22 protein-coding genes are annotated in these 25,005 nt (G+C 53.1%); 18 read left to right on the forward strand and 4 right to left on the reverse strand.

Annotated features, from left to right (window positions below; translation table 11 throughout):
- Positions 1-8: 8 nt before the first annotated feature.
- On the reverse strand, positions 9-2,384 hold the full coding sequence (lon, locus tag BLR00_RS14600) for an endopeptidase La (protein ID WP_074634341.1): 2,376 nt from the start codon (positions 2,382-2,384) through the stop codon (positions 9-11).
- Between the two features lie 438 nt (positions 2,385-2,822).
- Between lon and BLR00_RS14610 the strand changes: the two genes are divergently transcribed.
- The 7 genes from BLR00_RS14610 (at position 2,823) to BLR00_RS14640 (ending at position 12,498) form a co-directional block, all read left to right on the forward strand.
- A complete protein-coding gene (locus BLR00_RS14610) occupies positions 2,823-3,134 on the forward strand; it encodes a hypothetical protein (RefSeq protein ID WP_074633866.1) in 312 nt (103 codons plus the stop codon).
- 113 nt (positions 3,135-3,247) lie between these two features.
- Positions 3,248-3,604 carry a cupin domain-containing protein gene (locus BLR00_RS14615; protein WP_074633867.1) on the forward strand — a complete coding sequence of 119 codons (357 nt, stop codon included), beginning with the start codon at positions 3,248-3,250 and terminating at the stop codon, positions 3,602-3,604.
- A gap of 75 nt (positions 3,605-3,679) precedes the next feature.
- Complete coding sequence (locus BLR00_RS14620) at positions 3,680-5,527, forward strand: alpha-amylase family glycosyl hydrolase (protein WP_074633868.1); 1,848 nt, start codon at positions 3,680-3,682, stop codon at positions 5,525-5,527.
- A 100-nt stretch (positions 5,528-5,627) separates the two neighbouring features.
- Positions 5,628-6,005, forward strand: a complete 378-nt coding sequence (locus tag BLR00_RS14625) for a hypothetical protein (RefSeq protein WP_074633869.1) — start codon at positions 5,628-5,630, stop codon at positions 6,003-6,005.
- A gap of 243 nt (positions 6,006-6,248) precedes the next feature.
- A complete protein-coding gene (locus BLR00_RS14630; protein WP_081346787.1) occupies positions 6,249-7,691 on the forward strand; it encodes a TolC family protein in 1,443 nt (480 codons plus the stop codon).
- Positions 7,688-9,289 (forward strand): efflux RND transporter periplasmic adaptor subunit, encoded by a 1,602-nt coding sequence (locus BLR00_RS14635; RefSeq protein ID WP_308811288.1) that lies wholly within the window; start codon positions 7,688-7,690, stop codon positions 9,287-9,289. The genes BLR00_RS14630 and BLR00_RS14635 overlap by 4 nt, the downstream gene beginning before the upstream one ends.
- Before the next feature lie 59 nt (positions 9,290-9,348).
- Complete coding sequence (locus BLR00_RS14640; RefSeq protein ID WP_074634342.1) at positions 9,349-12,498, forward strand: efflux RND transporter permease subunit; 3,150 nt, start codon at positions 9,349-9,351, stop codon at positions 12,496-12,498.
- Positions 12,499-12,750: 252 nt separating this feature from the next.
- On the opposite strand, the gene BLR00_RS14645 is transcribed toward BLR00_RS14640, so the two are convergent.
- On the reverse strand, positions 12,751-13,734 hold the full coding sequence (locus BLR00_RS14645; RefSeq protein ID WP_074634343.1) for a GlxA family transcriptional regulator: 984 nt from the start codon (positions 13,732-13,734) through the stop codon (positions 12,751-12,753).
- Positions 13,735-13,838: 104 nt separating this feature from the next.
- Here BLR00_RS14645 and BLR00_RS14650 point away from each other — a divergent pair, with 104 nt between their 5' ends.
- The gene (locus BLR00_RS14650) at positions 13,839-14,141 is read left to right on the forward strand and encodes a putative quinol monooxygenase (RefSeq protein ID WP_074633871.1); all 303 of its coding nucleotides are present in this window, start codon (positions 13,839-13,841) and stop codon (positions 14,139-14,141) included.
- 76 nt (positions 14,142-14,217) lie between these two features.
- Here BLR00_RS14650 and BLR00_RS14655 read toward each other — a convergent pair whose 3' ends face one another.
- On the reverse strand, positions 14,218-15,270 hold the full coding sequence (locus tag BLR00_RS14655) for a PEP-CTERM sorting domain-containing protein (protein ID WP_081346788.1): 1,053 nt from the start codon (positions 15,268-15,270) through the stop codon (positions 14,218-14,220).
- 1,205 nt (positions 15,271-16,475) lie between these two features.
- Between BLR00_RS14655 and BLR00_RS14660 the strand changes: the two genes are divergently transcribed.
- The 9 genes from BLR00_RS14660 (at position 16,476) to BLR00_RS14700 (ending at position 22,287) form a co-directional block, all read left to right on the forward strand.
- Positions 16,476-16,898, forward strand: a complete 423-nt coding sequence (locus BLR00_RS14660; RefSeq protein ID WP_074633873.1) for a hypothetical protein — start codon at positions 16,476-16,478, stop codon at positions 16,896-16,898.
- A 157-nt stretch (positions 16,899-17,055) separates the two neighbouring features.
- Positions 17,056-17,418 carry a hypothetical protein gene (locus BLR00_RS14665; protein WP_074633874.1) on the forward strand — a complete coding sequence of 121 codons (363 nt, stop codon included), beginning with the start codon at positions 17,056-17,058 and terminating at the stop codon, positions 17,416-17,418.
- 356 nt (positions 17,419-17,774) lie between these two features.
- Positions 17,775-18,197 carry a hypothetical protein gene (locus tag BLR00_RS14670; protein ID WP_074633875.1) on the forward strand — a complete coding sequence of 141 codons (423 nt, stop codon included), beginning with the start codon at positions 17,775-17,777 and terminating at the stop codon, positions 18,195-18,197.
- A 116-nt stretch (positions 18,198-18,313) separates the two neighbouring features.
- Positions 18,314-18,631: a multidrug efflux SMR transporter Smr gene (gene smr / locus BLR00_RS14675; protein ID WP_074633876.1), complete on the forward strand. Its 318-nt coding sequence runs from the start codon at positions 18,314-18,316 to the stop codon at positions 18,629-18,631.
- 296 nt (positions 18,632-18,927) lie between these two features.
- Positions 18,928-20,145 (forward strand): DUF2863 family protein, encoded by a 1,218-nt coding sequence (locus BLR00_RS14680; protein WP_074633877.1) that lies wholly within the window; start codon positions 18,928-18,930, stop codon positions 20,143-20,145.
- A gap of 197 nt (positions 20,146-20,342) precedes the next feature.
- On the forward strand, positions 20,343-20,888 hold the full coding sequence (locus BLR00_RS14685; protein WP_074633878.1) for a septation protein A: 546 nt from the start codon (positions 20,343-20,345) through the stop codon (positions 20,886-20,888).
- Entirely contained in the window at positions 20,888-21,187 is a 300-nt protein-coding gene (locus tag BLR00_RS14690) for a YciI family protein (RefSeq protein ID WP_074634344.1), read from the forward strand. Before BLR00_RS14685 ends, BLR00_RS14690 begins: the two co-directional genes overlap by 1 nt.
- Positions 21,188-21,195: 8 nt before the next feature.
- Positions 21,196-21,462 (forward strand): BolA family protein, encoded by a 267-nt coding sequence (locus BLR00_RS14695; protein ID WP_176759988.1) that lies wholly within the window; start codon positions 21,196-21,198, stop codon positions 21,460-21,462.
- 30 nt (positions 21,463-21,492) lie between these two features.
- The gene (locus tag BLR00_RS14700) at positions 21,493-22,287 is read left to right on the forward strand and encodes a peptidyl-prolyl cis-trans isomerase (protein WP_176759989.1); all 795 of its coding nucleotides are present in this window, start codon (positions 21,493-21,495) and stop codon (positions 22,285-22,287) included.
- A 175-nt stretch (positions 22,288-22,462) separates the two neighbouring features.
- Here BLR00_RS14700 and alr read toward each other — a convergent pair whose 3' ends face one another.
- Entirely contained in the window at positions 22,463-23,539 is a 1,077-nt protein-coding gene (gene alr / locus BLR00_RS14705) for an alanine racemase (protein WP_074633879.1), read from the reverse strand.
- A gap of 189 nt (positions 23,540-23,728) precedes the next feature.
- On the opposite strand from alr, the gene lplT reads away from it, so the two are divergent.
- Complete coding sequence (gene lplT / locus BLR00_RS14710) at positions 23,729-25,003, forward strand: lysophospholipid transporter LplT (protein ID WP_074633880.1); 1,275 nt, start codon at positions 23,729-23,731, stop codon at positions 25,001-25,003.
- The last annotated feature ends 2 nt before the right edge of the window (positions 25,004-25,005 follow it).

A 25,005-nucleotide genomic window follows, 5' to 3' on the forward strand; every position in this document is an offset into this window, starting at 1 on the left:
CTCTGTGCTCAGACAAGCTTGAACGCTGACTCAGAAGGACGGGCGCCGCGCTCGCCCAGTGACGCCTGAATCGCATCAGCCACGGTTTCCAGCAAGATGAACTGTAAAGCGGCCCGCGCCGCTTCGGGTACTTCGCTCAGATCTTTCTGATTGCGGGCCGGCAACAGCACTCTCCGCAAGCCCGCGCGTTGTGCGGCAAGCACCTTCTCCTTGATGCCACCCACCGGTAGTACCAACCCACGCAAACTGATTTCGCCCGTCATTGCCACGTCGTGATGCACCGGCCGATCGGTAAAAAGTGACGTGAGCGCCACGAACATGGCAACCCCGGCGCTGGGGCCATCCTTCGGAATAGCGCCCGCCGGCACGTGCACATGCACGTCGATGCCGTCGAACATTGCCGCGGGAATATTGAGGTCGTTTGCATGTGCTTTTAACAGGGTGAGCGCCGCCTGAGCGCTCTCCTTCATGACATCGCCCAACTGGCCGGTCAGAATCAATTGTCCTCTGCCGCTTACCCGCGTGGCTTCGATGAAGAGGATGTCGCCGCCCACCGGCGTCCAGGCCAGACCGGTGGCCACCCCCGGTAAACTGGTGCGCAGCCCGATTTCATGCTCGAATTTCGCGGGCCCGAGGATGGCGTCGAGGTCCGCGGCATTGACACGTACCTGGAGGCGCTCATCATCGGCGACACGCATGGCTATGTGGCGCATTACGCGCCCAATTTCCCGTTCGAATTGGCGCACTCCAGCCTCATGCGTGTAATTGGCAATGATGCTATCCAGCGCCTCGGTCGCCAGTTCGCACTGCGCTTCGCTCAGGCCATTAGCCTCGCGTTGACGGTGCACCAGATAGCGCAGCGCGATCTGAAGCTTTTCCTCGCGGGTATAGCCCGGCAGATCGATGATCTCCATGCGGTCGCGTACCGGGGGCGGCACATGATCGATTACATTCGCCGTGGCAATGAAGACAACACGGCTCAAATCAAACGGTACGCCGAGGTAATTGTCGCGAAAGGTCGAATTCTGTTCCGGATCCAGCACTTCGAGCAGCGCCGCCGATGGATCGCCATGGAGACTGGCCGACATCTTGTCGACCTCATCGAGCATCATCACACAGTTGCGCGCACCAGCTTTGCGCAAGCTTTGCACGATATTACCCGGCATTGCGCCAATATAGGTGCGGCGGTGACCACGCATCTCGGCTTCGTCGTGTACCCCGCCCAACGACACGCGGACGAATGGCCGCTGCAATGCGCGCGCGATGCTCTGGCCGAGGGAAGTCTTGCCCACCCCTGGCGGCCCGACGAAACATAGAATTGGCGCGCGGCCCTGAGGCTTGAGCTTTTGTACTGCCAGGAATTCGACAATACGCCGCTTGACACGATCAAGCCCGAAGTGGTCGGCCTCAAGAATCTGGCGTGCGGCATTCAAGTCGATGGGTGGATCGGCCGGCAACCGCCAAGGCAATTCAGTCATCCATTCCAGATAAGTATGAAGCATTGAATATTCACTCGACGCGCCTGGCATCCGCTGCAGCCGCTGCAACTCTTTGCGCGCCTGTGCTTCTACCTCCTCTGGCATGCCGGCGTTGGTGATCGCCTCGCCCAACTGCTCGATTTCCTGATCATTGCCATCGCTTTCTCCGAGCTCCTTCTGGATGGTCTTCAATTGTTCACGCAAAAGAAACTTGCGTTCACGATCCTCCAATTGTTCCTTCGTTCGCTCACCGATCTCCTGCGACAGCCTGAGTACTTCGATGCGGCGCGACAGGATCTGCAACACCTTTTGCAGCCTTTCCTCGGTACGCATGGTTTCAAGCAGCATCTGCTTCTCGTTTACTTCCGTATCGAGCAGACTGGCGGTAATATCCGCCAGGTGCGATGGCGCACGCGTTGCCTGCAGTGCATGCGCAAGCTCCGCAGGCACGCCGGGCAGCAGCGACAAGATCTCGACCGCACGTTCACGCAATTGCATGGCAAGCGCTTCAGCCTGGGTAGAAACCAGTTCCGATTCATCAATACGCTGCACACGAGCTGCCAGGAACGGATAACCCTCCACCAGTTCCTCGATGCGGAAACGCTCAATCCCTTGGCATACGGCATGGCGTAACCCATCGGCCGAAGCGATGTGCCGCAAAACGTTGGCCACCGTACCGATGGGGCATAGCGCATCAATGCCCGGGTCATCGATAGCGGCGTCCTTCTGCAACACGATACCGACCGGGGTATTGGATTGAAGCGCGTGCTCAACAGCGGCGATCGACTTCACGCGGCCAACGGTGATGGGCATTAGGACATGAGGAAACAATACGACATTGCGCATTGGCACCAGCGCAATCACCCCGTCGGGCAGGTTGAACCTGGTTGCGGCAGGCTGTTCCATGACATCCTCTCTTGGCAAAAAAACAGTTCCTGTTGCACAGATCAGTGAGCCCGGCTGCGCTATACTGAAAGCATTATTCTTCAAAAATGGCAGCGTGAAACATTGCATTGGAAGACAGGAATCTCGCATTCCTTGTGTCAGTCTAGCATGGGTCATCTAAACATCAACTTGATCGGATCTTCCCTGAACAATATGACTATTTTTGGAACCATGAAGCACAAACCATACAACCCTGATTCCGGCAAGCCGTTCGTTTTCCTGGTTCGAACCAAATAATCCATTAGGGTGCGAGGTAATGGTGAAACGGGTTGCGAGACAGCTTTCGCCGGTTGGGCGTGCATGCCATTGTGTGCCGGGCGTAGATTTCATACAATCAAACTCACGCAACCACGCTTTAGTGGAATCGCTTAATTATGCGATGAGGGATGAAGGCTAAAAATGAGCAAATACCTCGTACAACTGGACTTCATTTCCTTTATCAAATTCAATTCATTGGCATTCTGTTGCGCCAATACGCTATTTTCACCTTTCAATGCCTTTTATACCTTTCAGAGCAGCGGTATCAGCAAAGCATTTCTTGTTCTCCTTTTGGCGCCATTTGCCGGCCTGCTTCTGGGGCTATTCTTTGGCGTCCTCGCCTTCCCGCTTTATAAGTTCCTGACTGCCCGTAGCCAGTTTCTTGCGGCGCTTTCAGGCAGTTTCCAGAAATTACCGGACAGCTCCGTGGATGAGCCTGTTACCGATGACTAGCAACTTATCAAACTTAAAGGAAATCAACTGCAAAACGTCTGGCCGATCCCTATTTCGCCTCGATTCTTCAAGCCCGGCAGGCCGCTAGCAATTTGTTCCGTCAGGAGGGTCCATTGAAAACCAAGGTAACCGTTGAAGAAGTACTCTCCCGCATTCCTGGTCCCGTCACGGTGGAATGGCCTATGGGTGAGCGATTCGCCGTCGCCCTTGCCCATGGAACCATGTCGGTTGAGTATTACGCCCCTATCGGCCACGACCCGCAAACTCCGCATGAACAGGATGAGGTCTATTTTATCCATAAGGGAACGGGTGAACTCGTCATTCGCGGGAATTCGCATTCATTCAAGGCGGGTGATTGTCTTTTTGTGGCGGCCAATGTTGAGCACCGGTTCGAGAATTTCTCGAGTGATTTTGGAACTTGGGTGGTATTCTGGGGATCGAAGGGAGGCGAAAGTAACGAAAATCCCTGATTCACCTATCGCCGGATAATCTGTCAACGTCAGAAGCACCCGCCCCATCAGTTGGAGAATCATGGGTATCAAGTCATGAAGAATCTTCCTCTGAATCAGCTCGGCCCCCACGAATCCACGCCTGGCGTGGTAAATTTCGGTATATTGCTGCCATGGGTTTCGGCATCAAATGGCAATCGCCTATTCGTGAAAATCATTCACGAGCGCGACCAGTTCATCCAGGCGATTCAACCACTTGCATTCGAACTACAGCATGATGTCAATGCTGATTACGGCGATATCTGGTCGGCAGCCGTCGATTTCAACACGACTCGCGACTCGCAGCCAGGCTCGCGTTTCGGTGCGCCTGGCCGGCATGTGTACCGTTTCGAGCTGCACAATCCGAACGCCGGTGCGCTGGATTGGATCGTCGATCCCTACGCGCGCGAGTATGCCACCGGCAAACTTTCGGCCTTCACGCTCGGCTACACCCCTTATTCCTGGAGCACCGGCGAGACGGGCTGGAAAACACCCGCGCTAAACGACTTGATTCTGTATGAGCTGAACCTCGCCGAATTCGGTACCGGCTTGCAAGGTGCGATCGACCGGCTCGACTACCTTGCCGATCTCGGCGTGAATGCGCTGTCGGTAATGCCCGTCAACAATGTTTCGCTGGAGGTTGACTGGGGTTATCTGCCACTGGGCTATTTTGGAGTCGATGAGCGCTTTGGGCGACGCGACGATTTCCAGCGATTCGTCGATGCGGCACACCAGCGCGGACTAGCGGTAATTGTTGACGCAGTTTATGGTCATACCGGCGAGGACTTCCCTTACGCTGATCTCTACCGGCGGCTCCAGTACCAGGAAAATCCGTTCATGGGGTTGTTTGCTCAGAACTATTTCGGTGTCAGCACTGATTTCAACCGCACTCTGACCCGCGATTTCTTCTTCAGTGTCAACCTTCACTGGTTGAATACCTATCATATCGACGGCTTCCGCTATGATTGCGTGCCGAACTACTGGGATGGCGCGCTGGGTATGGGTTATGCCAATCTGGTCTTCCATACCTACGAATACGTCAGAACCTCGATCGCCGGCCTCACCAGCCTAAGCCGGTTCGATGCACCGGAAGGCCCACGGCTGATCCAGATCGCTGAACAACTGGAAGCCCCGGAACAGATCCTCGAGCAAAGCTACAGCAATGCCACCTGGCAGAATGCCACTTATGGAGCCGCAGTGGCTTGCGCTCGCGGCGCGGCGGGTGCGATCGGGAATCTCGGCCAGCGGCTTGGCGCGCTTGGATACGTCGAACAGGCAACCCACAATGGCGAAACAATGGCCAAGGCTCCGCTGCAATACATCGAGAACCATGACCACAGCCGCTTTCTATGTGAATTCAGCCTGCGTCATCGCGACTGGAATCTATTATTTGCCGAAGGCGACCGTACGCAATGGTATCGGCTCCAACCCTATCTGATTGCACTGCTCGCGGCCAAAGGCATTCCCATGCTATGGCAGGGGCAGGAATTTGGCGAAAACTACTTCTTGCCCGATTCGGGTCTCGGCCGGGTCCTATTGCTGCGGCCGCTGCGCTGGGATTATTTCTATGACACGGCGGGTAAAAGCCTGGTCAAGCTGACTCGCGGGCTAATGAACCTGCGTAAGCGTTGCGCCGAGTTGCGTCGTGGCAGCCATTATTTTTACAACGATTACGAGCGTTACCTCTCGCGTGGCATCCTGCTGTTCCAGCGTGAGACCGCCGCCGCGACGAGTCTGGTAGCAGTGAACTTTACCGATGTTGATCAGGCTGTGCCGTTCATTTTCATGCGCGCCGGCAGCTACACCGAGCAACTGCACGGCCTGGATAACTTTTCTACCAATGCGGGGCAGGAGCGCTGGCTAACCGTCCCGTCCAATTATGGCCGCATATGGCGAAGCATTTGAATGTTTCTCGGTTATCCAGGCAATCACCCGACGACACTGGGAAATCCCATGAAAAACAAATTTGGCAGTACCGTTTACAGGGGTATACAATCTGAGCGTCATGAGTAAACGCCGCCACATCTATTCTGTCATATTTGTATTATTTGTCAGCATGCTGACGAACGCATTTGGCTGGGCGTTTAATGGCGAGGTATTTGCCCACGAACTGGATCATGAGCATCATGTTCTCTCGCTCGATCCGGCGGCGCATCTTGAGGCTCATCAGAATAGTGTTTTCAAGGATGAAGGCCATATGGATGCCGCTACGCATCTGTGCCTCCATGCAGCCGGGCAATATCAGCCCTTTTTCTTTACATCACCTCCGCTCGTACCTGCTTCCGCCGGTGCGGAAGCCTTGATGGTATTTGTTTCTGTCACCGTTCCCGAATCCATTCCGGATTCCCCGCTTCATCCTCCCAAAAGTCACTTCGCAAGCTAGATCGGCAGGCCACGCCGGTTAGCTCCTGACATTTGCCTGGTCTGCCCCAAGTCAACTAAAGGCGGCTAAGGCAACTAAGGACAACTAAGGGTAGCTAAAGCCGCCTGAAGCAATGTCAAGCGACCCGCCACGCGGATCTGCCGCCTTGTATCGGCGTTATAACCGCTTCGCTTATAGCGATGTCGATTGCGCAATTGATTACGCAGCGGGTTATTGACGCATAACACTTGCGGAGAAATTCCTATGAACTTTAAAGCATCGTTCGCGGTGCCACGATGCCGGGTATCGGCCGGATTGCTTATTCTGACGCTCAGCTGCACATCCGCGGTCATTGCTGAAAATACTTTTTCTGGCGCATTGCCGGGTGGAAACGTGGATGACTCCACTCCCTCTTTGCCCGGAGAAAAGAATGACCTTACTTTGCGGGATGCTGCGCGCCTTACACTACAGCGTAATCCCGAACTGGCGGCTTTCACCAAGGAAATGCGTGCCCTTGAAGGGGCCACACTTCAAGCCGGACTGTTGCCGAATCCTGAGCTATTGGTAAACGTCGAAAATATTGGAAATACCCGGCCACTTACAAACGATATTAATTCCGCCGAGTCCGTCGCAAAAGAAGTTGTACAACAACTCACCACCATTCGGATCAGTCAACTGATCGAGCTTGGCGGAAAACGTGCTGCGCGCGTGGTGGCTGCTTCACTCAACCAGGAACTGGCCGCTCAAGACTTTGAGACCAGACGTGTGGAACTTATTGCACGGGTGGCAAATGTGTTTACCGAGGTCCTTGCGGGGCAAGAGCGTCTACGACTTGCAGAGGAGAGCCAGCAACTGGCGCAGAGGGTGGTGAACGCGGTAGCAAAGCGCGTTCAGGCCGGCAAGGTGCCACCCATCGAGGAAACCCGGGCGGGAGTCGCATTTTCCACCACTAGAATTGAGCTGGAACAGGCACAACGCGATCTGGCTGCGGCACGCAAGCGGCTGACTCTGCTATGGGGCGACGCTTTCCCACAATTTAACAAGGTCCTGGGAAACCTTGAATCATCAGTTGTTCTGCCAAATTTCGAAGCACTTGCGGAACGTGCGCTCGCCAGCCCCATGGCACTGCGCGCCATGAAAAACATAGAACAACGTAAAGCACTGCTCGAAGTGGAGGAAACACGGCGCATACCAAACCTCACCATTAATGCCGGAGTCGTGCACCACGCGCAGCTCGGAGGCAATACGCCTATCGCCGCCGTGACATTACCGCTGCCATTGTTTAATCGTAATCAGGGCAATATCCGGGAAGCCCATCAACGCGTGAATAAAGCCATTGACGAGCAGGCAGCCATCGAGTTGCGGCTTAAAACAGAGCTTGCGCAGGCCTATGAGGCATTGTCAGCCGCACAAAGAGAAACCGGCATTTTACGCAATGAGATACTTCCCGCCGCCAAGAGCGCCTTTGAAGTTACCAATAAAGGCTACGAATTGGGAAAATTCGGCTATCTCGAAGTACTGGACGCGCAGCGCACCCTATTTCAGAACCAGATTTTGTATGTGCGCGCGCTAGCGAATTATCAGCGGCTGGTCAATGAAATAGAGCGTCTGATTGCAGCACCGATTGATGGCGTCGCAGAAGTCAGACTGAGTCCTTCGGCCAGTAATGGCAAGAACGCGAATACAGCTTCAAGGAGTGGATTGTGAATAAACGGCAAACCGTCCTAATAGTCATCGTTATCGCGATTGGAATTGTGTTGGGGGGACTCATTCTTACCTGGGAAAAAGCTGCGGTGCCCGAAACTACGCACGGTAGCCATGGCAAGGCTGACTCGCCCCATGCCCCGCATGACGATCATGATGATCATGACGAAGCTCATTCATCCAGCCACGCGCACAAGTATTCCGAAACCGGGAACGCGCCGACAGCGGATAAAAATACAGAGCGCGGGCCAGGCAAAGGCCCTAAAGGTGGGAAGCTATTCACTACCGACGGCTTCGGCGTAGAGATTACTATCTTCGAGAAAGGGGTGCCGCCGCAGTTGCGGCTTTACCTCTATGAAAACGGCAAACCACTTCCTCCCGCAGCCGCCAGAGTTACCGTCACACTATCGCGTCTCGGTGCACCGGCGCAGGTATTTAATTTCAAGCCTGAGGCCGGCTATCTGCTCGGCGACCAAGTGGTGGAAGAGCCTCACTCTTTCGATATGGCAATTGCCGCCGAACACAAGGGTAGAACCTTTCGCTGGGGTTACAACCAGATCGAGGCACGAGTGGAAATGCCGGATGAAGTACTAAAGAGCATCGGCGTGGAAATACGCACTGCCGGACCGGTTACGATCAGGCCCACACTCAAGCTGCCGGGCGAAATCGTATTCGACGAACACACTATTGTACAAGTCGTGCCGCGTCTACCAGGCATAGTCACCGCGGTCTATCGCCATCACGGTCAACACGTGAAGAAAGGTGAGGTGCTTGCAGTCATCGAAAGCCAAATACTGGCTGAAATGCGTGCACAATTCCTCGCCGCGCGAAAACGATTTGGCTTGGCGCGAGTGACGTTTGAGCGTGAGAAGCAATTGTGGGAAGAAAAGATCTCCGCCAAGCAGGATTATTTGGCGGCGCAGCAGGCTTTGACTGAAGCCGAGATCGCCTCGGATCTTGCCTTGGCCAAATTGCGTACGCTTGGAGTACCGCCCGAGGCAATTCACCAACGAGGTGATCTGGCCCGCTACGAGATCCGCGCCCCCAATCCGGGGCTCATCACAGCTAAAGCCATAGCCCAGGGTCAGACGCTCAAGGAGGATACGGCCATCTTTACCATAGCGGACGTGTCGACAGTATGGGCTCAGGTCACGGTTTATGCGAAAGACCTGGAGGTGCTTAGATTGGGAGAGAAAGCTGTCATCAGATCAACCGCGATCGATGTCGAAGGGGCGGGCGTCATTTCCTTTATCAGCGCACTTATTGGCGTCCAAACCCGCAGCGCCACGGCACGGGTTGTGCTGGATAACAAGGATGGCCATTGGCTACCCGGCATGTTCGTTACCGCGGAGTTGGTGACGGAAGAAATTGAGGTTCCGGTCGCCGTCTCCGTGGATGCGATTCAGACATTACATGATTGGTCAGTGGTATTCGGCCGCTACGGCCAATACTTCGAAGCGCGTCCACTGAAACTGGGTCGCAGTGATGGCAGGATGGTCGAAGTACTTAACGGGTTTTCCGCCGGAGAGCAATATGCGGCGGGGAATAGCTTCGCCATCAAAGCCGAACTCGGCAAGGCCGGCGCATCCCATGATCATTGAAAATCATATTGGCCGCCCGAAAAGCCCCCCTCAATGAAACGTCCATCGAAGATAAGACCATGATAGAACGTATTTTACGCATATCCATACAGCGGCGCGGATTCGTCCTGGGCGCGGTGCTGGCGATGGCTGGATTGGGGGTTTACAGTTACCACAGGCTTCCCATCGACGCAGTTCCGGATATTACCAATGTACAGGTGCAAATCAATACACAGGCACCCGGTTATTCGCCGGTGGAAGCCGAGCAACGCGTGACTTTCCCGATCGAGACCGTGATGGCCGGACTTCCCCATCTCCACCATACCCGCTCTATCTCGCGCTACGGACTATCCCAGGTTACCGTTATTTTCGACGATGGCACGGACATTTATTTTGCCCGGCAATTGGTGGATCAGCGGATTCAGGAAGCGCAGGGTAGCCTGCCTGCCGGAATTGTGCCCACGATGGGCCCAATTTCTACCGGCTTGGGGGAAATTTTCATGTGGACCGTCGATGCTGAGGAAGGCGCGAAAAAGCCGGATGGCGCGACGTATAACATCACGGATTTGCGTGAAATCCAGGACTGGATTATCCGGCCCCAGCTACGCATGGTTAGAGGCGTTACCGAAATCAATGCGATTGGTGGTTACGTCAAGCAGTATCACGTGACGCCTTATCCCGAAAAACTGCTCTCGTTCGGTCTGACGCCGCAAGATGTCGTCCTGGCTCTGGAACGCAACAATCTCAATGTCGGCGCCGGTTATATCGAAAAAAGCGGCGAGCAGTATCTGGTCCGGGTACCCGGACAAGTGACGAACCTGGACGAGATTGCCGATATCATTCTGGGAAGTCGCCAGGGAGTACCGATACGCGTCAAGGATGTCGCCGATGTGATTATCGGCAAGGAACTGCGCAACGGCGCCGCCACGCAAAATGGCGAGGAAGTGGTGCTGGGCACCGCACATATGTTGATCGGTGAAAACAGCCGGGCTGTGTCCAGGGCCGTGGCTGAGAAATTAACGGAGATTAATCGTACTCTGCCGGAAGGGGTGGTTGCCACCGCCGTATACGATCGCACCACCCTGGTCGACAAATCCATTCGAACTGTTGCCACCAATCTCTTCGAAGGCGCCACACTGGTAATCGTGGTGTTGTTCCTGTTTCTGGGCAATTTGCGCGCGGCGCTCATTGCCGCACTGGTCATCCCGCTGTCCATGCTGTTCACTTTCAGCGGCATGGTCGCCAATCACGTCAGCGCCAACCTGATGAGTCTGGGGGCACTCGATTTTGGCATCATCGTGGACGGCGCCATTGTCATTATCGAAAATAGCATTCGGCGACTGGGCCATGAGCAGGCAAGGCTGGGGCGGGAATTAACCCCTGCAGAACGTTTCTCAGTGGTCTTCGACGCATCCAGGGAAGCCCGGAGGGTATTGATTTATGGGGAGCTGATTATCATGGTGGTCTACCTCCCCATCTTCGCGCTCTCGGGAGTAGAAGGAAAAATGTTCCACCCCATGGCCTTCACCGTGGTAATCGCGCTGCTGGGGGCGATGATTCTGTCCGTGACGTTTGTCCCCGCTGCGATCGCGCTCTTTCTGTCCGGCAAGGTTGCGGAAAAAGAGAGTCCCGCCGTGACATGGGCCAAGAAAGTCTACGTGCCCGCACTTGCCGCCGCCATGCGTAATAAGGCGCTTACCATCACGCTTGCCGTGGTGATTGTGGTGCTGTCCGGCCTGTTGACGACACGGATGGGCAGCGAGTTTATACCCAGCCTCAACGAGGGCGACATCGCGCTCCATGCGATACGCATCGTCGGCACAAGCCTGACCACGTCCATCGAGATGCAAAATGAGCTGGAGAAAAAGATCAAGGCATTCCCCGAGGTGGACAAGACCTTCTCCAAGGTTGGAGTCGCCCAGATTGCAACCGATCCCATGCCGCCCAGTGTGGCGGACATCTTCGTCATTCTTAAGCCAGAATCGGAATGGCCGGGGCCGCACCATACCAAGCCAGAGTTGGTGGCTGCAATGGAACAGGCCGTACGGCAAATACCTGGTAACAATTACGAGTTCACCCAGCCCATACAGATGCGATTCAACGAACTGCTGTCGGGTGTGCGCGCGGATGTCGCGGTAAAGGTGTTCGGTGATGACATGGATACACTGCTCGCCGTGGGGGAGCAGGTCGAGAAAGTTCTCGCTACTGTCCCGGGCGCCGCGGATGTGCGAGTCGAACAGATTACCGGACTACCGGTACTTTCCGTACAGATGGATCGCGCCAGGATGGCGCGCTACGGTTTGAACGGGGTGGATGTACAAGACGCCGTCACGATCGGTATTGGTGGAAGAATCGCCGGCACTATTTATGAGGGCGACCGCCGTTTCGAGTTGCAGGTCCGGCTGCCCGAGTCCCAGCGCGGTGACATCGAGGCACTCGGGCGTTTGCCGATCCGACTGCCTGATACGAGCGTGGGCAATACGGCGGCTACTCCGAATGTTTTCGGCTACGTCCTGTTAAGCGAGGTGGCCAACCTGGAAATTATCCAGGGCCCCAATCAGGTAAGCCGCGAAAATGGCAAACGCAGAGTAGTGGTCACCGCGAACGTACGTGGCCGGGATCTTGGTTCGTTTGTCAACGAAGCGCAAGCACTCATCGCTGAGAAGGTGCAGATCCCGTCCGGCTATTGGGTGGCATGGGGAGGCCAATTCGAGCAATTGATTTCCGCCGCGCAACGCCTTCAGATCGTTATTCCGCTTGCTCTGGGCCTGATTCTCGTTCTGCTTTATACGATGTTTGGCAATTTCCGGGACGGATTGCTGATGTTTACCGGCGTTCCGTTTGCCCTCAGCGGCGGGGTCCTGGCACTGTGGTTGCGCGACATTCCCTTATCCATTTCCGCCGGAGTTGGATTTATCGCACTGTCCGGGGTCGCGGTATTGAACGGCCTGGTGATGCTGGCCTTTATCCGTGATTTGCGGGAGAAAGGATTCACTCTGGATGATGCGATACAAACCGGCACTCTTACCCGGCTGCGGCCGGTGTTGATGACGGCGCTGGTGGCCGCCATTGGATTTATTCCCATGGCCCTTGCCACGAGCACTGGCGCGGAAGTGCAACGTCCACTGGCGACAGTGGTGATTGGCGGCATCCTGTCGTCCACCGCGCTGACGCTGCTTGTATTACCGGTACTGTACCGGTTGGTTCATGGCAAGGATAATTTAACCTAGATCCGGTAGTTGACCGCTCATTTAATAGATCAGTATTATGATTAATAACAATATTTCGTGTTATTTGACTTTCACCTTCCGGGTGAGGCCGCTACGGAGTGAATTGCACCGTTTTTGCGTCACATGGCTGCGTTGCAACTTCTTGGAATGGAATAACCATTCCGCGTCGTTGCGCCTTGCCCTGCACCCCAAAAACCGTACACTTCACCCCATCCAACTACCGGATTTAGGTTTAACAGCGGGACACCCGCCTCAGCACTCTTTGCCGGAATGATCAGCAGATATGCGCAGCTCGCTCACGGCGCGGCCCATCTTGCGTCGCAGGAGAGTACGCAATGTCGTGCCATCAGCATAACCGACCTGAGTTGCAATCAGATCAACACTGTCGCTGCTCGTCCTCAAAAGATGTAGTGCGCGCTCGACACGAAGATCCTGAAAATAGGAAAGTGGAGTTTTACCCAGTACGGCCCGCAGGCGGCGGGAAAGCGTTCTCTCGCTCGTACCTGCCGCACTGGCTGCATCGCTAAGTGAGAAGCCAGCGGCTAATCTCAGTCGTGCCCACTGCTCAAACCGTTCGACCAGGGGGTCCTCATGCGCAAGATGATCGGGAATCGCAAAAATTGCCTGCGATGGGCGGGGTTCGATTACGAGAAAACGGGCTGTTAATGCCGCGAGCGCCGGGCTGCTGCGCCTCACAAGCCATAGCGCGAGATCGATATGCGCAAGCGCGGCCCCGGCGGTGACAAAACGGGACGAGTTTACTACCATGCGGGACTCTTCCAGCGTCACAAGGGGATAAAGCTCTCGAAACAGGGGGGCAAGCCACCATGAGGTGGTAGCGCTCTGCCCATTGAGAAGCAAAGTGTTTGCAAGAACAAATGTTCCAGTGCATGCGGCTCCCACCAGAACACCGCTATCAGACCATTGCCGCAAAAGCTCGCCGGCGTCCGCTACATCGCGGCGTTCAAGCGCCGCTCGCAGCGTTTCAGGCATTTTTGCCCCGAGTGCGGGAATCAATACGACATCCGGGTATGCGCATCGGGTGGCCGGCACCACTGGCACCGATAATCCCTGACTGGTACGCACATGGCGGCGTGTACCAATAATGGTTATCTCGAAATGGGTTGAAAAAGCATTGTTGGCGCCCGCAAGATCATTCGCAACACTCAGGGTATCGAGAATAGTCGACAACCCGGTGTCAAAAACTTCATCAAGTGCGAGAATGTGGATACGCATGGCAAGAATTATATCAAATTTGTCAATCTTGCCACTTGGCAAGACCTGATGAACTCTCTAGAGTCAGTCTCTCGCTGTTCAACTTCAAAAAAGAGGAAATTATCATGGTAAAAGTTGCATTGTTGGTGCGATTACAAGCCAAGCCTGGAAAAGAAGCCGATGTCATCCGTTTTCTCGAGCAGGGACTTGCCCTGGCAAATGCGGAAACCACCACGCCAGTCTGGTTCGCGCTGCAGCTGGGCCCTTCGACTTTTGGCATTTTCGACGCATTCACCGACGAGGCGGGGCGATCAGCGCATTTGACGGGTCCTATTGCCGCGGCACTGATGGCCAATGCGTCCGATCTACTCGCCGAAGCCCCGCAAATCGAGCATGTGGATGTACTTGGCGCAAAACTTGCCAGCTAGAATTTATTGGCTGCGAGTGCCGGATGGTCTATTGAACGAATGAGAATCGGGTTTCTTTGAGGTGCTCTAAAGTAATTTAGATTATCTCTACTCTCGGCATGGCGGAGCGACGATGTCGCCAGACAAAAAAACCAAGTAGGCCGATGCCGAAAAGGCTCAGGCTATCCGGTTCGGGAACGGCGAAACTGGCAAGGCTTTTGGTGAAGGAAGCGCCTAAAGAGCCATCAGGAAGAATAGGTTGCATGCTGACAACCAACAGATCGTATTCCCCCAGACTCAAGGATGGAGTTGAAAAGGCAAGCATCCCGAAATTACCGGCTAGAAAGACCGTATCCGGATCTGGCATGTCTTCGGAAATCAGAGAGCCTGAAGCAATCGCTGACGATGATGCAAAATTCGTCGTGTGCAGGAAAGAGAGATCGAGTCCGCTATAAATTTGCAGTGCACTGATATTAAAAGCCGTTTGGGAGGCATTGCGTATGACGAACTGATCGAACAATTGTCCGGTGTCATCAAAGAAAAAGGAAGAATCAGACGCATCAAAGGGATGGCCGTCCGGGACGGATCCATTTTCTTCCTGCTTGTTCCCCGCATTATTGGCTTTTTGCTGGTCCGAAATGTATGTGCCGCTTTTTGAGAAATTTGGAAAAGTTTCGCTCCCAATACTCATGCGTAAAATATCAGCTCCGGGAATATTCTCGGCAGGAAAATTATAATTCCTCCCGCTTACGTATGGACTATCTACGACGGTTGCCAAGCGTGCGTTGTTTTTAGTCACGCTGTCGACGGCTATATTGCCAGCCGGAGCTCCTTTGACGGTTGTTGCCTTAAGTGATTCATACCCCTTTAATGTATTGTCATATGTGAGATCAATCTTGATTTGACTTGCCTCACTCGATCGCGGCCCGGAAGCAAGTAGGGAACACCCGATAAGGGCTGCACACCATATTACTTGTGTAGCAGAAGATTCGACCCAGGTTTTGTGCTTGATACGGGCGATTCTGATCGAGGTATGAGTGTTACGATATTCTGCGGACATAGTTACTCCCCCCTGACAAAGATAAGAGACTTCGATAGTAAATGCCGCTATATCGATACTTAAACCTGAATCCGGCAGCTGACCACTCATTTATCAGTCTAGCGATATAATTCATAAAGATATTTCGTGTCATTTGATTCTCACCTTTCGGGTGAGCTCGCCACGGGGCGGATTTATCTCCATCAGCACCATCCCGATATTTTTTATAGATCACGCTGCTCTATATAGCAAGCCATGCAAAATCCAACGGATACACAACTGTTGGAAAAACTCTTGATCTTGTATGGAGAATGAATAGCCCTAAATCCTTCGGCTAACGGCCTGCCGGATTTTCCTTACCAGTCGCATACTTGGCACTTATTTGTACGATAAGTCTGGCAAAGAGTGTCCCCCCTGGGCTGTACTGGCTGACGGATGAGGCGGTAGCAAGCGGAGCATACGTCATCTTTTGCCCGCCTGTATCGTCCTCGTTCGACGAGGCGACATTGTGGATCACCACAGAAGTTGGTCGCAGCGTGACGACCTTCCTTCTGCCCGACGAGTATCAACGGATTGGTCGGTCTTGCACCGGCCTTCCATTGCTTCCCCTCCGATCATTCGCTTTTAACGGTTCAACTAGGAGATTTTCATGGAAAACACGACACATCCATATTAATCCGCGTTTAATCAGCAAAACTGGTGCGAACACTCGCGGAATCGTTTGGCACCCGCACTGAAACCATTTTTATCGAAGGCGACCCTAGTAAAGAAATCGTAGGGTAGCTGCTGAACAGGAAGCCGATCTTGATCCGCGGCCGCATGGCTATTCAGGGTGAAACCATTTTACTTTGGGAAGCATTGCGGAATATGTTGTCAGGCACGCTCCCTGCCCGGCGCTCACTATCAAACCCACGGTAGCCAACAGATCTGAGCTCCGCACTTCGCCTGTCTTGCCAAGAAACGATTAAGGCGGGGATGTTTTGCCTAGACTCTAGAACAAGATGCTCGCATCTGTTTTTTATCGGCAGGACATCGAATACATGCAGCTCCAATTTCCTGACAGAATCGAAAGCCTTCCATTGAGGTGAATCACTATGCGCCTCATCTAAGGGTTTCCCTTAGAGCAAAATAAGGGTTTCCCTAATACCATTTTTATTGCGAGGAAATTAATATGTAATCGTATTTGGGACTCTGACCACCCGTCCATCGGCGCAATGCCGGTTTAATCAGGACTCTGACCATTCGTCCGGCAGCAAAAAGGGACTCTGACCATCCGTCCAAATTGATTTTTAATCAAATGGAACAGGAGAATCAAAATGGCAACGACACTCGGCACAAAAGTAAAAGATACTTTTGCAGTTTTATCCCTGCTTGGTTTATTGGCTGTGGGTGCACCCACAAGCACCGTAAAAGCAGAAAACCTCCCTGAATCAACTATTCAGGCCGCACCATCCTCAAACGAGCACAGCGTTTTGGCGAAGCGTTTTGAAGATGCCGCCCGGGAAATGCAGGCAAAGGCAGATGAGCAGAAGATGCTACTTGAACAGTACGAGCAGACAAATCTGTATGGCTGGCAATCTCGTAATTTGAAATCGCATACCGCAGCTTTGATACGCAAGTATGAGCAAGCGGCGTGGGCCAACATGAAGGAAGCCATGGCCCATCGCCAAATGGCGCAACAATCTCAGCCAGGTTACGCGATTCATGGCGGCGAAATGCCGCAAACAGGACGTAACTGATGCCGTACTTGGCTTGGCAGAACAAACTCGGAGGCTCCCGTAGTTTGCCTGTCATCTTAGGACTCTGACCACCCGTCCATCGGCGCAATGCCGGCTTAATCAGGACTCTGACCATCCGTCCAATTGATTTTTAATCAAATGGAACAGGAGAATCAAAATGGCAACGACACTCGGCACAAAAGCAAAAGATACTTTTGCGGTTTTATCCCTGCTTGGTTTATTGGCTGTGGGTGCGCCCATGAGCACCGTAAAAGCAGAAAATCTTCTTGAATCAGCAATTCAGACTGTGTCATCCTCAAATGAGCACAGCGTTTTGGCGAAAAACCCTAAAGATACCGCCAAAGAAATGCAGGTAAAGATGGACGAGCAGAAAAGATTATTGGAGCACTACGAGGATAAAAGCTACCTTTATGGCAAGCGGGCACAAGACTTGCGATCGCACACTTCAGCATTGATACGCAAGTATGAGCAAGCTGCGTGGAGTCAACAAATGAAAGAAACGACGCTTATCGCCAGATGACGCAAATTCTTATCCAATCATCAATAAATTATCACTCCACAGATAATGCAATACTGATTGGCCATGATATAAGCTATTTGATCCATCTGGATTGTCATCTTTCTGTGAAGTAATTATAATGGTAATTAATAAATCGTTCTGAATATGCTAACTTTTCCCATTTGGCTGTCATCTAGGACTCTGACCACCCGTCCGTAGCAGGACTCTGAATACCTGTCCGTCGGCGCAATGCCGGTTTATATCAAGGACTCTGACCACCCGTCCAATGTGAGGACTCTGACCATTCGTCCGGCAGAAAAAGGGACTCTGACTATCCGTCCCATATTGATCTAATCAAGTGGAACAAGAGAATCATAATGGTAACGACACTCGGCAAAAAGGCAAAAGATACTTTTGCGGTTTTGTCCCTGCTTGGTTTATTGGCTGTAGGTACGTCCATAAGCAGCGTAAAAGCAGACAATCTTCCTGATCAATCGGCTATTCAGACTGCGGTATCTCCAAGTGAGCATAGCGTTTTGGCGAGGCGTTTTGAGGAGGCCGCCAAGGAAATGCAGGTAAAGGCGGATAAGCAGAAAATACTACTGGAGCACTACGAGAATAAAAGCTACCTTTATGGCAAACGGGCGCAAGACTTGCAATCACACACTTCAGCGTTGATACGCATGTATGAGAAAGGTGCTCGGTTATATATGAAGGAAGCTATCGCTCATTGTCAAATGTCGCAGAGTGTTAATTTGCCGGGTAAGCATCGGAGTGATGCCCATTGCACTCTTCCATGAGAACAAATCGAACCACACAAATTGTTGTATCGACATGATAGAGGAATAGGATTCCTCACGAAGCACCTGATAAAGTCGCCTTGACCACTAACCATTCACAGATAGGATAAGAACAGATGAGTTGGGTGTACCTCGTTCTCGCCGGCCTTTTTGAGATTGGCTGGCCAGTCGGCCTGAAAATGGCCCAAGAGCCGCAGACGCGTTGGATGGGGATCGCCGTGGCTGTTGCGTTCATGTGTGTCAGTGGCTTCTTGCTGTGGCTCGCACAGCGCCACATACCGATTGGAACCGCCTATGCAGTTTGGACGGGTATTGGTGCTGCAGGAACGTTCCTGGTTGGCGTACTGTATTACGGCGACCCAACATCATTTGCCAGGTACATGGGTGTCGCGCTGATTATCGGGGGCGTCGTGACACTCAAACTGGCGCATTAGTTACCATAGGAAGTAGATTCAGCGGCGATGAAGACCGGGCTGCGCGCCCATGAGCCCTATATTCTTGTACGATTTGCTTTCATTCTCCCCTCCCCTACCACTCACATAGCATCCTTTTCCTGAACGTACCCGTCCTGGTCTGCACGGCAACCGCGGCCTGCTGTGCTTCGATATCCGCCAGAGCGCCTCGTTGGCGTGCAAACCCATCGCATCTCCTTCCTCAATACGGACTCTACCCCTTCCAATCCCAGGATTTGGGTTAAAATGTCTTCTTAACTTGTTACGTATACCTTTACATGAAAAAACCCCGCGTCCCGCATCGCACCAAATCACCACGCGTGGTTCAAGAGCTCTCCAGGCTGGCAGCGGGACTTGCGGCTTCCGGCAGCCGTATCGAGGATGCTTTCTGGGAGAACCGGCTTGCGGCAAAGATACATGCCCAATTGCGTACCGGCGACGATCAAAACCTTGAAGCGGCGCTGGATCAACTCTATGACACCGATTCTGTGGGTTACGGTGAATTCATTTACGCCATTGAAGCGGCGATCGAATGCGGTGTACTGATGCGGGAAGGCATTGGTCATGATGTACTGATGTTCGCGGCGCCTATGTTGACCTGGTCGCGTTTCTCAATTCCTTCCGGCCTGATATCCGAACCGGTACTTGCCGCTCTCCGGGCGCAGTTGCAGGCACATGTGCTGGCGGAAGATGTCCAATTCGTGCTGGCGGATTGCCTGTTCAGTCCCGACCAGCTTCCACGTGGTTATCACCTCACGCATGAACTTGCCAACAAATTGTGGACAGCCGCGGTGGCGGGAGAACGGGACCTGCACATAAATCCACGCCAACTGGCTGAAACCGGGCGTTTTCTGTCCGATACCCGTTACCTCCTCGGTGCGATTGCAGTTCCACAGGGGAAATCCATGTTCCGATGGCAGGAAGCTGATGGAGCCAGCACAGACAAGAACGCCACTCCGCCTGGCGTAAAATTTTCCAAGCAGGAGACACTGCTCGCATGGCAGGCCCATGGCGCCGAAGCGCTTCGGCCGCTATTTCAGGGTTGCGCATTCGAATTGTTGATACCCGATGGTTTTTTTTCGGCATGGCGCATGGCGGATCGCCTTGCCCGGCCCTATTCCACCCATGCCACCATTGATTTTCTGCAATCAACGCTGAATATTTCCGCAAACAGGCTGCGTGCGGTGATCGCGCCCTTTTACGACCAGTGGCTGGAGGAATACCGAGTAAGCTTTACTCTCAAGGATCGCGACGAAGTCCTCTATGGCATCGTCTGGGCGCTGGTAGGTGACGAAGACGAAAACAGCGACACTGTGACGCAAATCGAAACGACGCTGCGAGAATGCGGTATCACGCATACGACAGTGCTGGAAAACCGTTTCCTTCTGGAATATTGCGAAGAGTGCGGCGCACCGCTATTTCCAAATCCGGAGGGTGAAGTAGTACATGCTGAATTTCCCGACGAAGGCGAAGTTGCGCCGGTACATTTGCATTGAAGCACGCGCTGAAATAGCGTTAGTCAGCGCGTTGATCGGCTTCCCCAACGGGGGTGTTCGCATCGGTCACGGAATTATAGAAAATTACAATCGTTTTAATCTGTTATATCCTTGGCTATTCATGAAATTAAATAGCCTTTTGCAGACTTAACCGACATAATCGCTCCATCAATTAACCGAAAACCGTATCGACATTTATGAAGTTTCTTTTTGATCTCTTTCCGGTTATTCTGTTTTTCATTGCTTTCAAGATCTATGGAATCTACGCCGCCACCGCCGTAGCCATTGTGGCAACTTTTGCGCAAATCGGCTGGGTATGGTATCGCCACCGCAAGGTTGAAACCATGCTTTGGGTAAGCCTCGTTATCATCGTCATCTTCGGCAGCGCGACGCTGATACTGCAGGATGAAACTTTCATCAAGTGGAAACCGTCCGTGCTCTACTGGTTGTTCGCCGGTGCGCTGCTCCTGGCCCACGCGATTTTCAAGAAGAATTTGATTCGTGTCATGATGAAAGAGCAGATTGCACTTCCAGAACCCATATGGGCTCGCCTCAACGCTAGTTGGGCAGCATTTTTTGCATTGATGGGTGGCGCCAATCTCTATGTAGCCTTTAATTATTCCACTGAAACCTGGGTCAATTTCAAGCTGTTCGGGTTCATGGGACTGATGCTGGTATTTATCGTGGCTCAAGGACTGATACTGGGAAAGTATATGGAAGACAAGGAGGATAAAGAGGCATGATGCTCTATGCGATAAGCGGCGAAGACATTCCGGAGAGCCTGGAAAAACGGTTGGCGGTCCGAGCGGCTCACCTGGAACGTCTCAATGAGTTGCGGCGAGAGGGGCGCCTTATTCTGGCGGGACCCTATCCGGCGATTGATAGTCCCGATCCTGGCCCCGCCGGATTCTCCGGCAGCCTCATCGTGGCGGAATTTGAATCGCTCGAAGCGGCGCGCAGTTGGGCGGAAACCGATCCCTATGCCACATCGGGCGTATATGCAAGACTGACAGTCAAGCCATTCAAGAAAGTTTTGCCATAAAAATAAAAATGGTGAGTACAATCGAATTGATCAGGCAGAAGCTCGCTGTTCTTGATCCGGAGCAGATTCATATCGTGGATGAAAGCGCCAGGCATGCAGGGCATGAGGGTGCTAAAAGTGGTGGCGGACATTACTTGCTCACTATTGTCTCACGCGAATTTTCCGGCAAATCCGCTCTGGTCCGGCACCGCCTCGTCTATACCGTGTTGAAAGAGATGATGCATAAGGATATTCACGCGCTGAGTGTAAAAGCGTATACTCCCGAAGAAATTTGATTCGATTCAATCCACTGACAAGGAAAACCTATGCGTTTTATGAAACTTTCTCAATTGACGGTACTCGGTATTTCCGGCTTGATCGCCGTAACGACTGTTCAGGCCCAATCCACACCCATGGCCAAGGTGAATGGAGTGTCAATTCCTCAGTCGCGCCTTGAATTTATTGTAAAAGCACGTGCCGCCCAGGGTCAGGCCGATAGTCCCGAAACCAGAAAAACCTTGCGTGAGGATCTCATAACCGAGGAAGTCATCGCGCAGGAAGCCCTGAAAAAAGGACTTGATAAGGATCCGGATTTCGTATCCCAGCTTGAAATTGCCCGCCTGACAGCATTGGTCAGAGCATATCAAATCGATTATGTGAAGAACCACCCGGTCAGCGATGAAGAACTGAAGAAAGAATATGACTCACTGAAAACCCAGATGGGCGATAAGGAATACAAGGCACATCACATCTTGGTCGCTACCGAGGCGGAAGCAAAAGACATCATTGCGCGTATCAAGAAGGGCGGCAAGTTTGATAAGCTTGCGCAGGAAAAATCCATTGATGCCGGCAGCAAAAGTAAAGGCGGTGAACTCGACTGGAGTCCCGCGGCCAGCTATGTCCAACCCTTTGCCGAAGCCCTGATGAAAATGACCAAGGGTCAGCTTACCGAGCAGCCAGTGAAAACTCCTTTTGGCTGGCACGTCATCCGCCTGGATGACATACGGCCCCTGAAGATTCCGCCATTCGAGGAAATAAAGCAGAATCTGGCGCAACGCGTATTACAACGACAATTTGCAACCTTTGTCGGTGACCTCCGCGCCAAGGCAAAAATCGAATAACCCGGAATTCAAGGTTTCATCAGAAAAAAGGCGGTCGGATTGACCGCCTTTTTTTATTCTAAATCCGCCCTGTAGCGAGCTCACCCAAGAAATGAAGACCGCGTGACGAAAAAAGTCGTTTTAAATCATCACACTGAAATGAGGTATCAGCGATCAACCGCTGGATTCAGGCTCATTACGTCACTATCGGCATGCGCGGCGCCAGAGCGCACAACAACTCATAGCTTACCGTACCGGCCGACTGCGCTACCTCATCCACGGACAACCCTTTCCCCCAAAGTGTTACGGGACTGCCTATGCCTGCATCTTCAATTCCGCTCAAATCCACATGCAGCATATCCATGGATATGCGTCCGATGAGCCGGGTACGCCTGCCATTCACCAGCACGGGGGTGCCGGCGGGCGCGTGGCGGGGGTAGCCGTCGGCATAGCCGCCCGCCACAATACCAACACGCATTGGCCGGTCGGCGCGAAACATGTGGCCATATCCCACCCCGTCTCCAGACTTAAGCGCTTGCACCGCGATGATTCTGCTCGATATTGTCATGGCGGGATGCAAATCCAGTTCGTCAGCGGTTTTGTCAGGAAGCGGCGAAGCGCCATAAAGCATGATGCCGGGCCGCACCCAATCCGCATGTGTTTCGGGATAGCGCAGGATAGCGGCGGAGTTGGCCAACGAGCATGGCAGGTTCCGCCCTTTGGCAACAGCATTGAAGCGTTGCAGCTGCGCGGCAATGCTTTCATTTCCATCGGACTCATCGGCGCGGGAAAAATGAGTCATCAGCGTAATCTGGCCGATAGCGGGATTAGCTTTCAGCGTTTCCAGCGCGGCGGAGAATTGCTCAAGCGTGAAGCCCAAGCGGTTCATGCCGGTATTAAGCTTCAGAAACACATCGAGCCTGCCGCCGCGTGGCCTGTATGCCGATAACATTGCCAGTTGCTCATGATGGTGGACCACGGTGCTTAAATGGTACTGTTCGATCCACGCCAATTCCTCCATGGCAAAAAAACCTTCGAGCAGTAGAATGGCCTGGCGATAACCTGCTTCCCGCAAACGAACGGCGGCGTCAATTTCGAGCATGGCAAAACCCTCCGCGCGCTTCAGTGCTTCAGCCGCGCGCAGCAGCCCATGACCGTAAGCATCGGCTTTGATCACCGCCATGACACGCGAACGGGGAGCATAACGGCGAACGACGGATAGATTATGTTCGAGCGCGGATAGATCAATCAGCGCCTGAATGGGACGTGACATCAGCGTTCAGGGCGTGAGGAAATTTTGATCATTCCAGATCCGGATTCAGAATTATTGATCCTGAAACAGCGGGTTTCAATTGGTGGCGTAAACGGTTTCATGGTATAAACTTTTTCGCCAAAATAAGCCGGGATGACCATTGTATAATCTGACACCTAATGATGAGAAAGTTTTTGGAGGGAAAGCAGGGTGAAACGCGGATTCTATACCATCATGGCAGCGCAGTTTTTCTCTTCGCTCGCGGACAATGCGCTGCTTGTCATTGCCATTGCACTTCTGATAGAACTGCATGCGCCTGCGTATCTCACCCCGATGCTCAAGTTTGTATTCGTTTTATTCTATGTGATTCTCGCTCCTTTCGTCGGTGCTTTTGCCGATTCCATGGCCAAGGGGCGGGTAATGTTCATCAGCAATACGATCAAGATTGTGGGCTGTAGCCTGCTTTTCCTGGCTTCGCACCAGTATTTCGCCCTCACCGCCTATGCGGTCGTCGGACTTGGGGCTGCCGCCTACTCTCCCGCCAAATACGGAATACTTACCGAACTGCTCCCTCCTGAAAAGCTGGTCATCGCCAATGGCTGGATCGAAGGGCTCACCGTAGCTTCCATTGTGCTGGGCACGGTATTAGGTGGACTGCTCATAACCCCCTCAATCTCCGCCCTATTTCTGGGGTTCGACTTCCCCTTCATAGACACTGGCGTGGATACCGTACCGGAAGCAGGCATCCTCCTTGTCGCGGTTTTTTATAGTACCGCAGCCATCTTCAATCTATACATTCCCAACACCGGCGTGGATCACCGTATTCTCAAGAAGAATCCCATATTCCTGGTGCACGAGTTCGCTCACTGTATGAAGCTGCTATGGACGGATAAGCTCGGACAGATTTCACTCGCTGTTACTACACTGTTCTGGGGAGCTGGCGCAACACTTCAATTCATCGTATTGAAATGGGCCGACGCGGCACTCGGCTATCCGCTAAATAAAGCCGCCCAGTTGCAAGGTGTGGTCGCCATCGGGATTGCGCTAGGTGCGGTTGTCGCGGCACGGCTGGTATCGCTGCGGCAGTCCGTAAAAGTTATCCCGCTTGGCATTGCCATGGGTATTGTCGTGATGGCCATGATTCTGGCGCGCGACCTGTGGATTGCGATTGTGCTTCTTACGCTGATAGGCGGGTTGGCGGGATTTTTTGTGGTGCCAATGAACGCCTTGCTGCAACACCGCGGGCACATCCTGATGGGGGCGGGGCATTCCATCGCGGTACAGAATTTCAACGAGAACCTGAGCATCCTCACCATGCTGGCGATATATGCGGTACTGGTAAGCTTCGATGTGCACGTTTATACCGTTATCATTCTGTTCGGCTTGTTTGTGGCGGTTATTATGGCACTGATACGTCAGTGGCATCTGCACAATCAGAGCATTGAGGATTCTCTCCATCTGATCGGAGCTCACAAGGGACATTAGCC

Origin of the sequence: Nitrosospira multiformis, assembly GCF_900103165.1 — a bacterium.
In the GTDB taxonomy this organism is placed as follows: Bacteria; Pseudomonadota; Gammaproteobacteria; order Burkholderiales; family Nitrosomonadaceae; genus Nitrosospira; species Nitrosospira multiformis_D.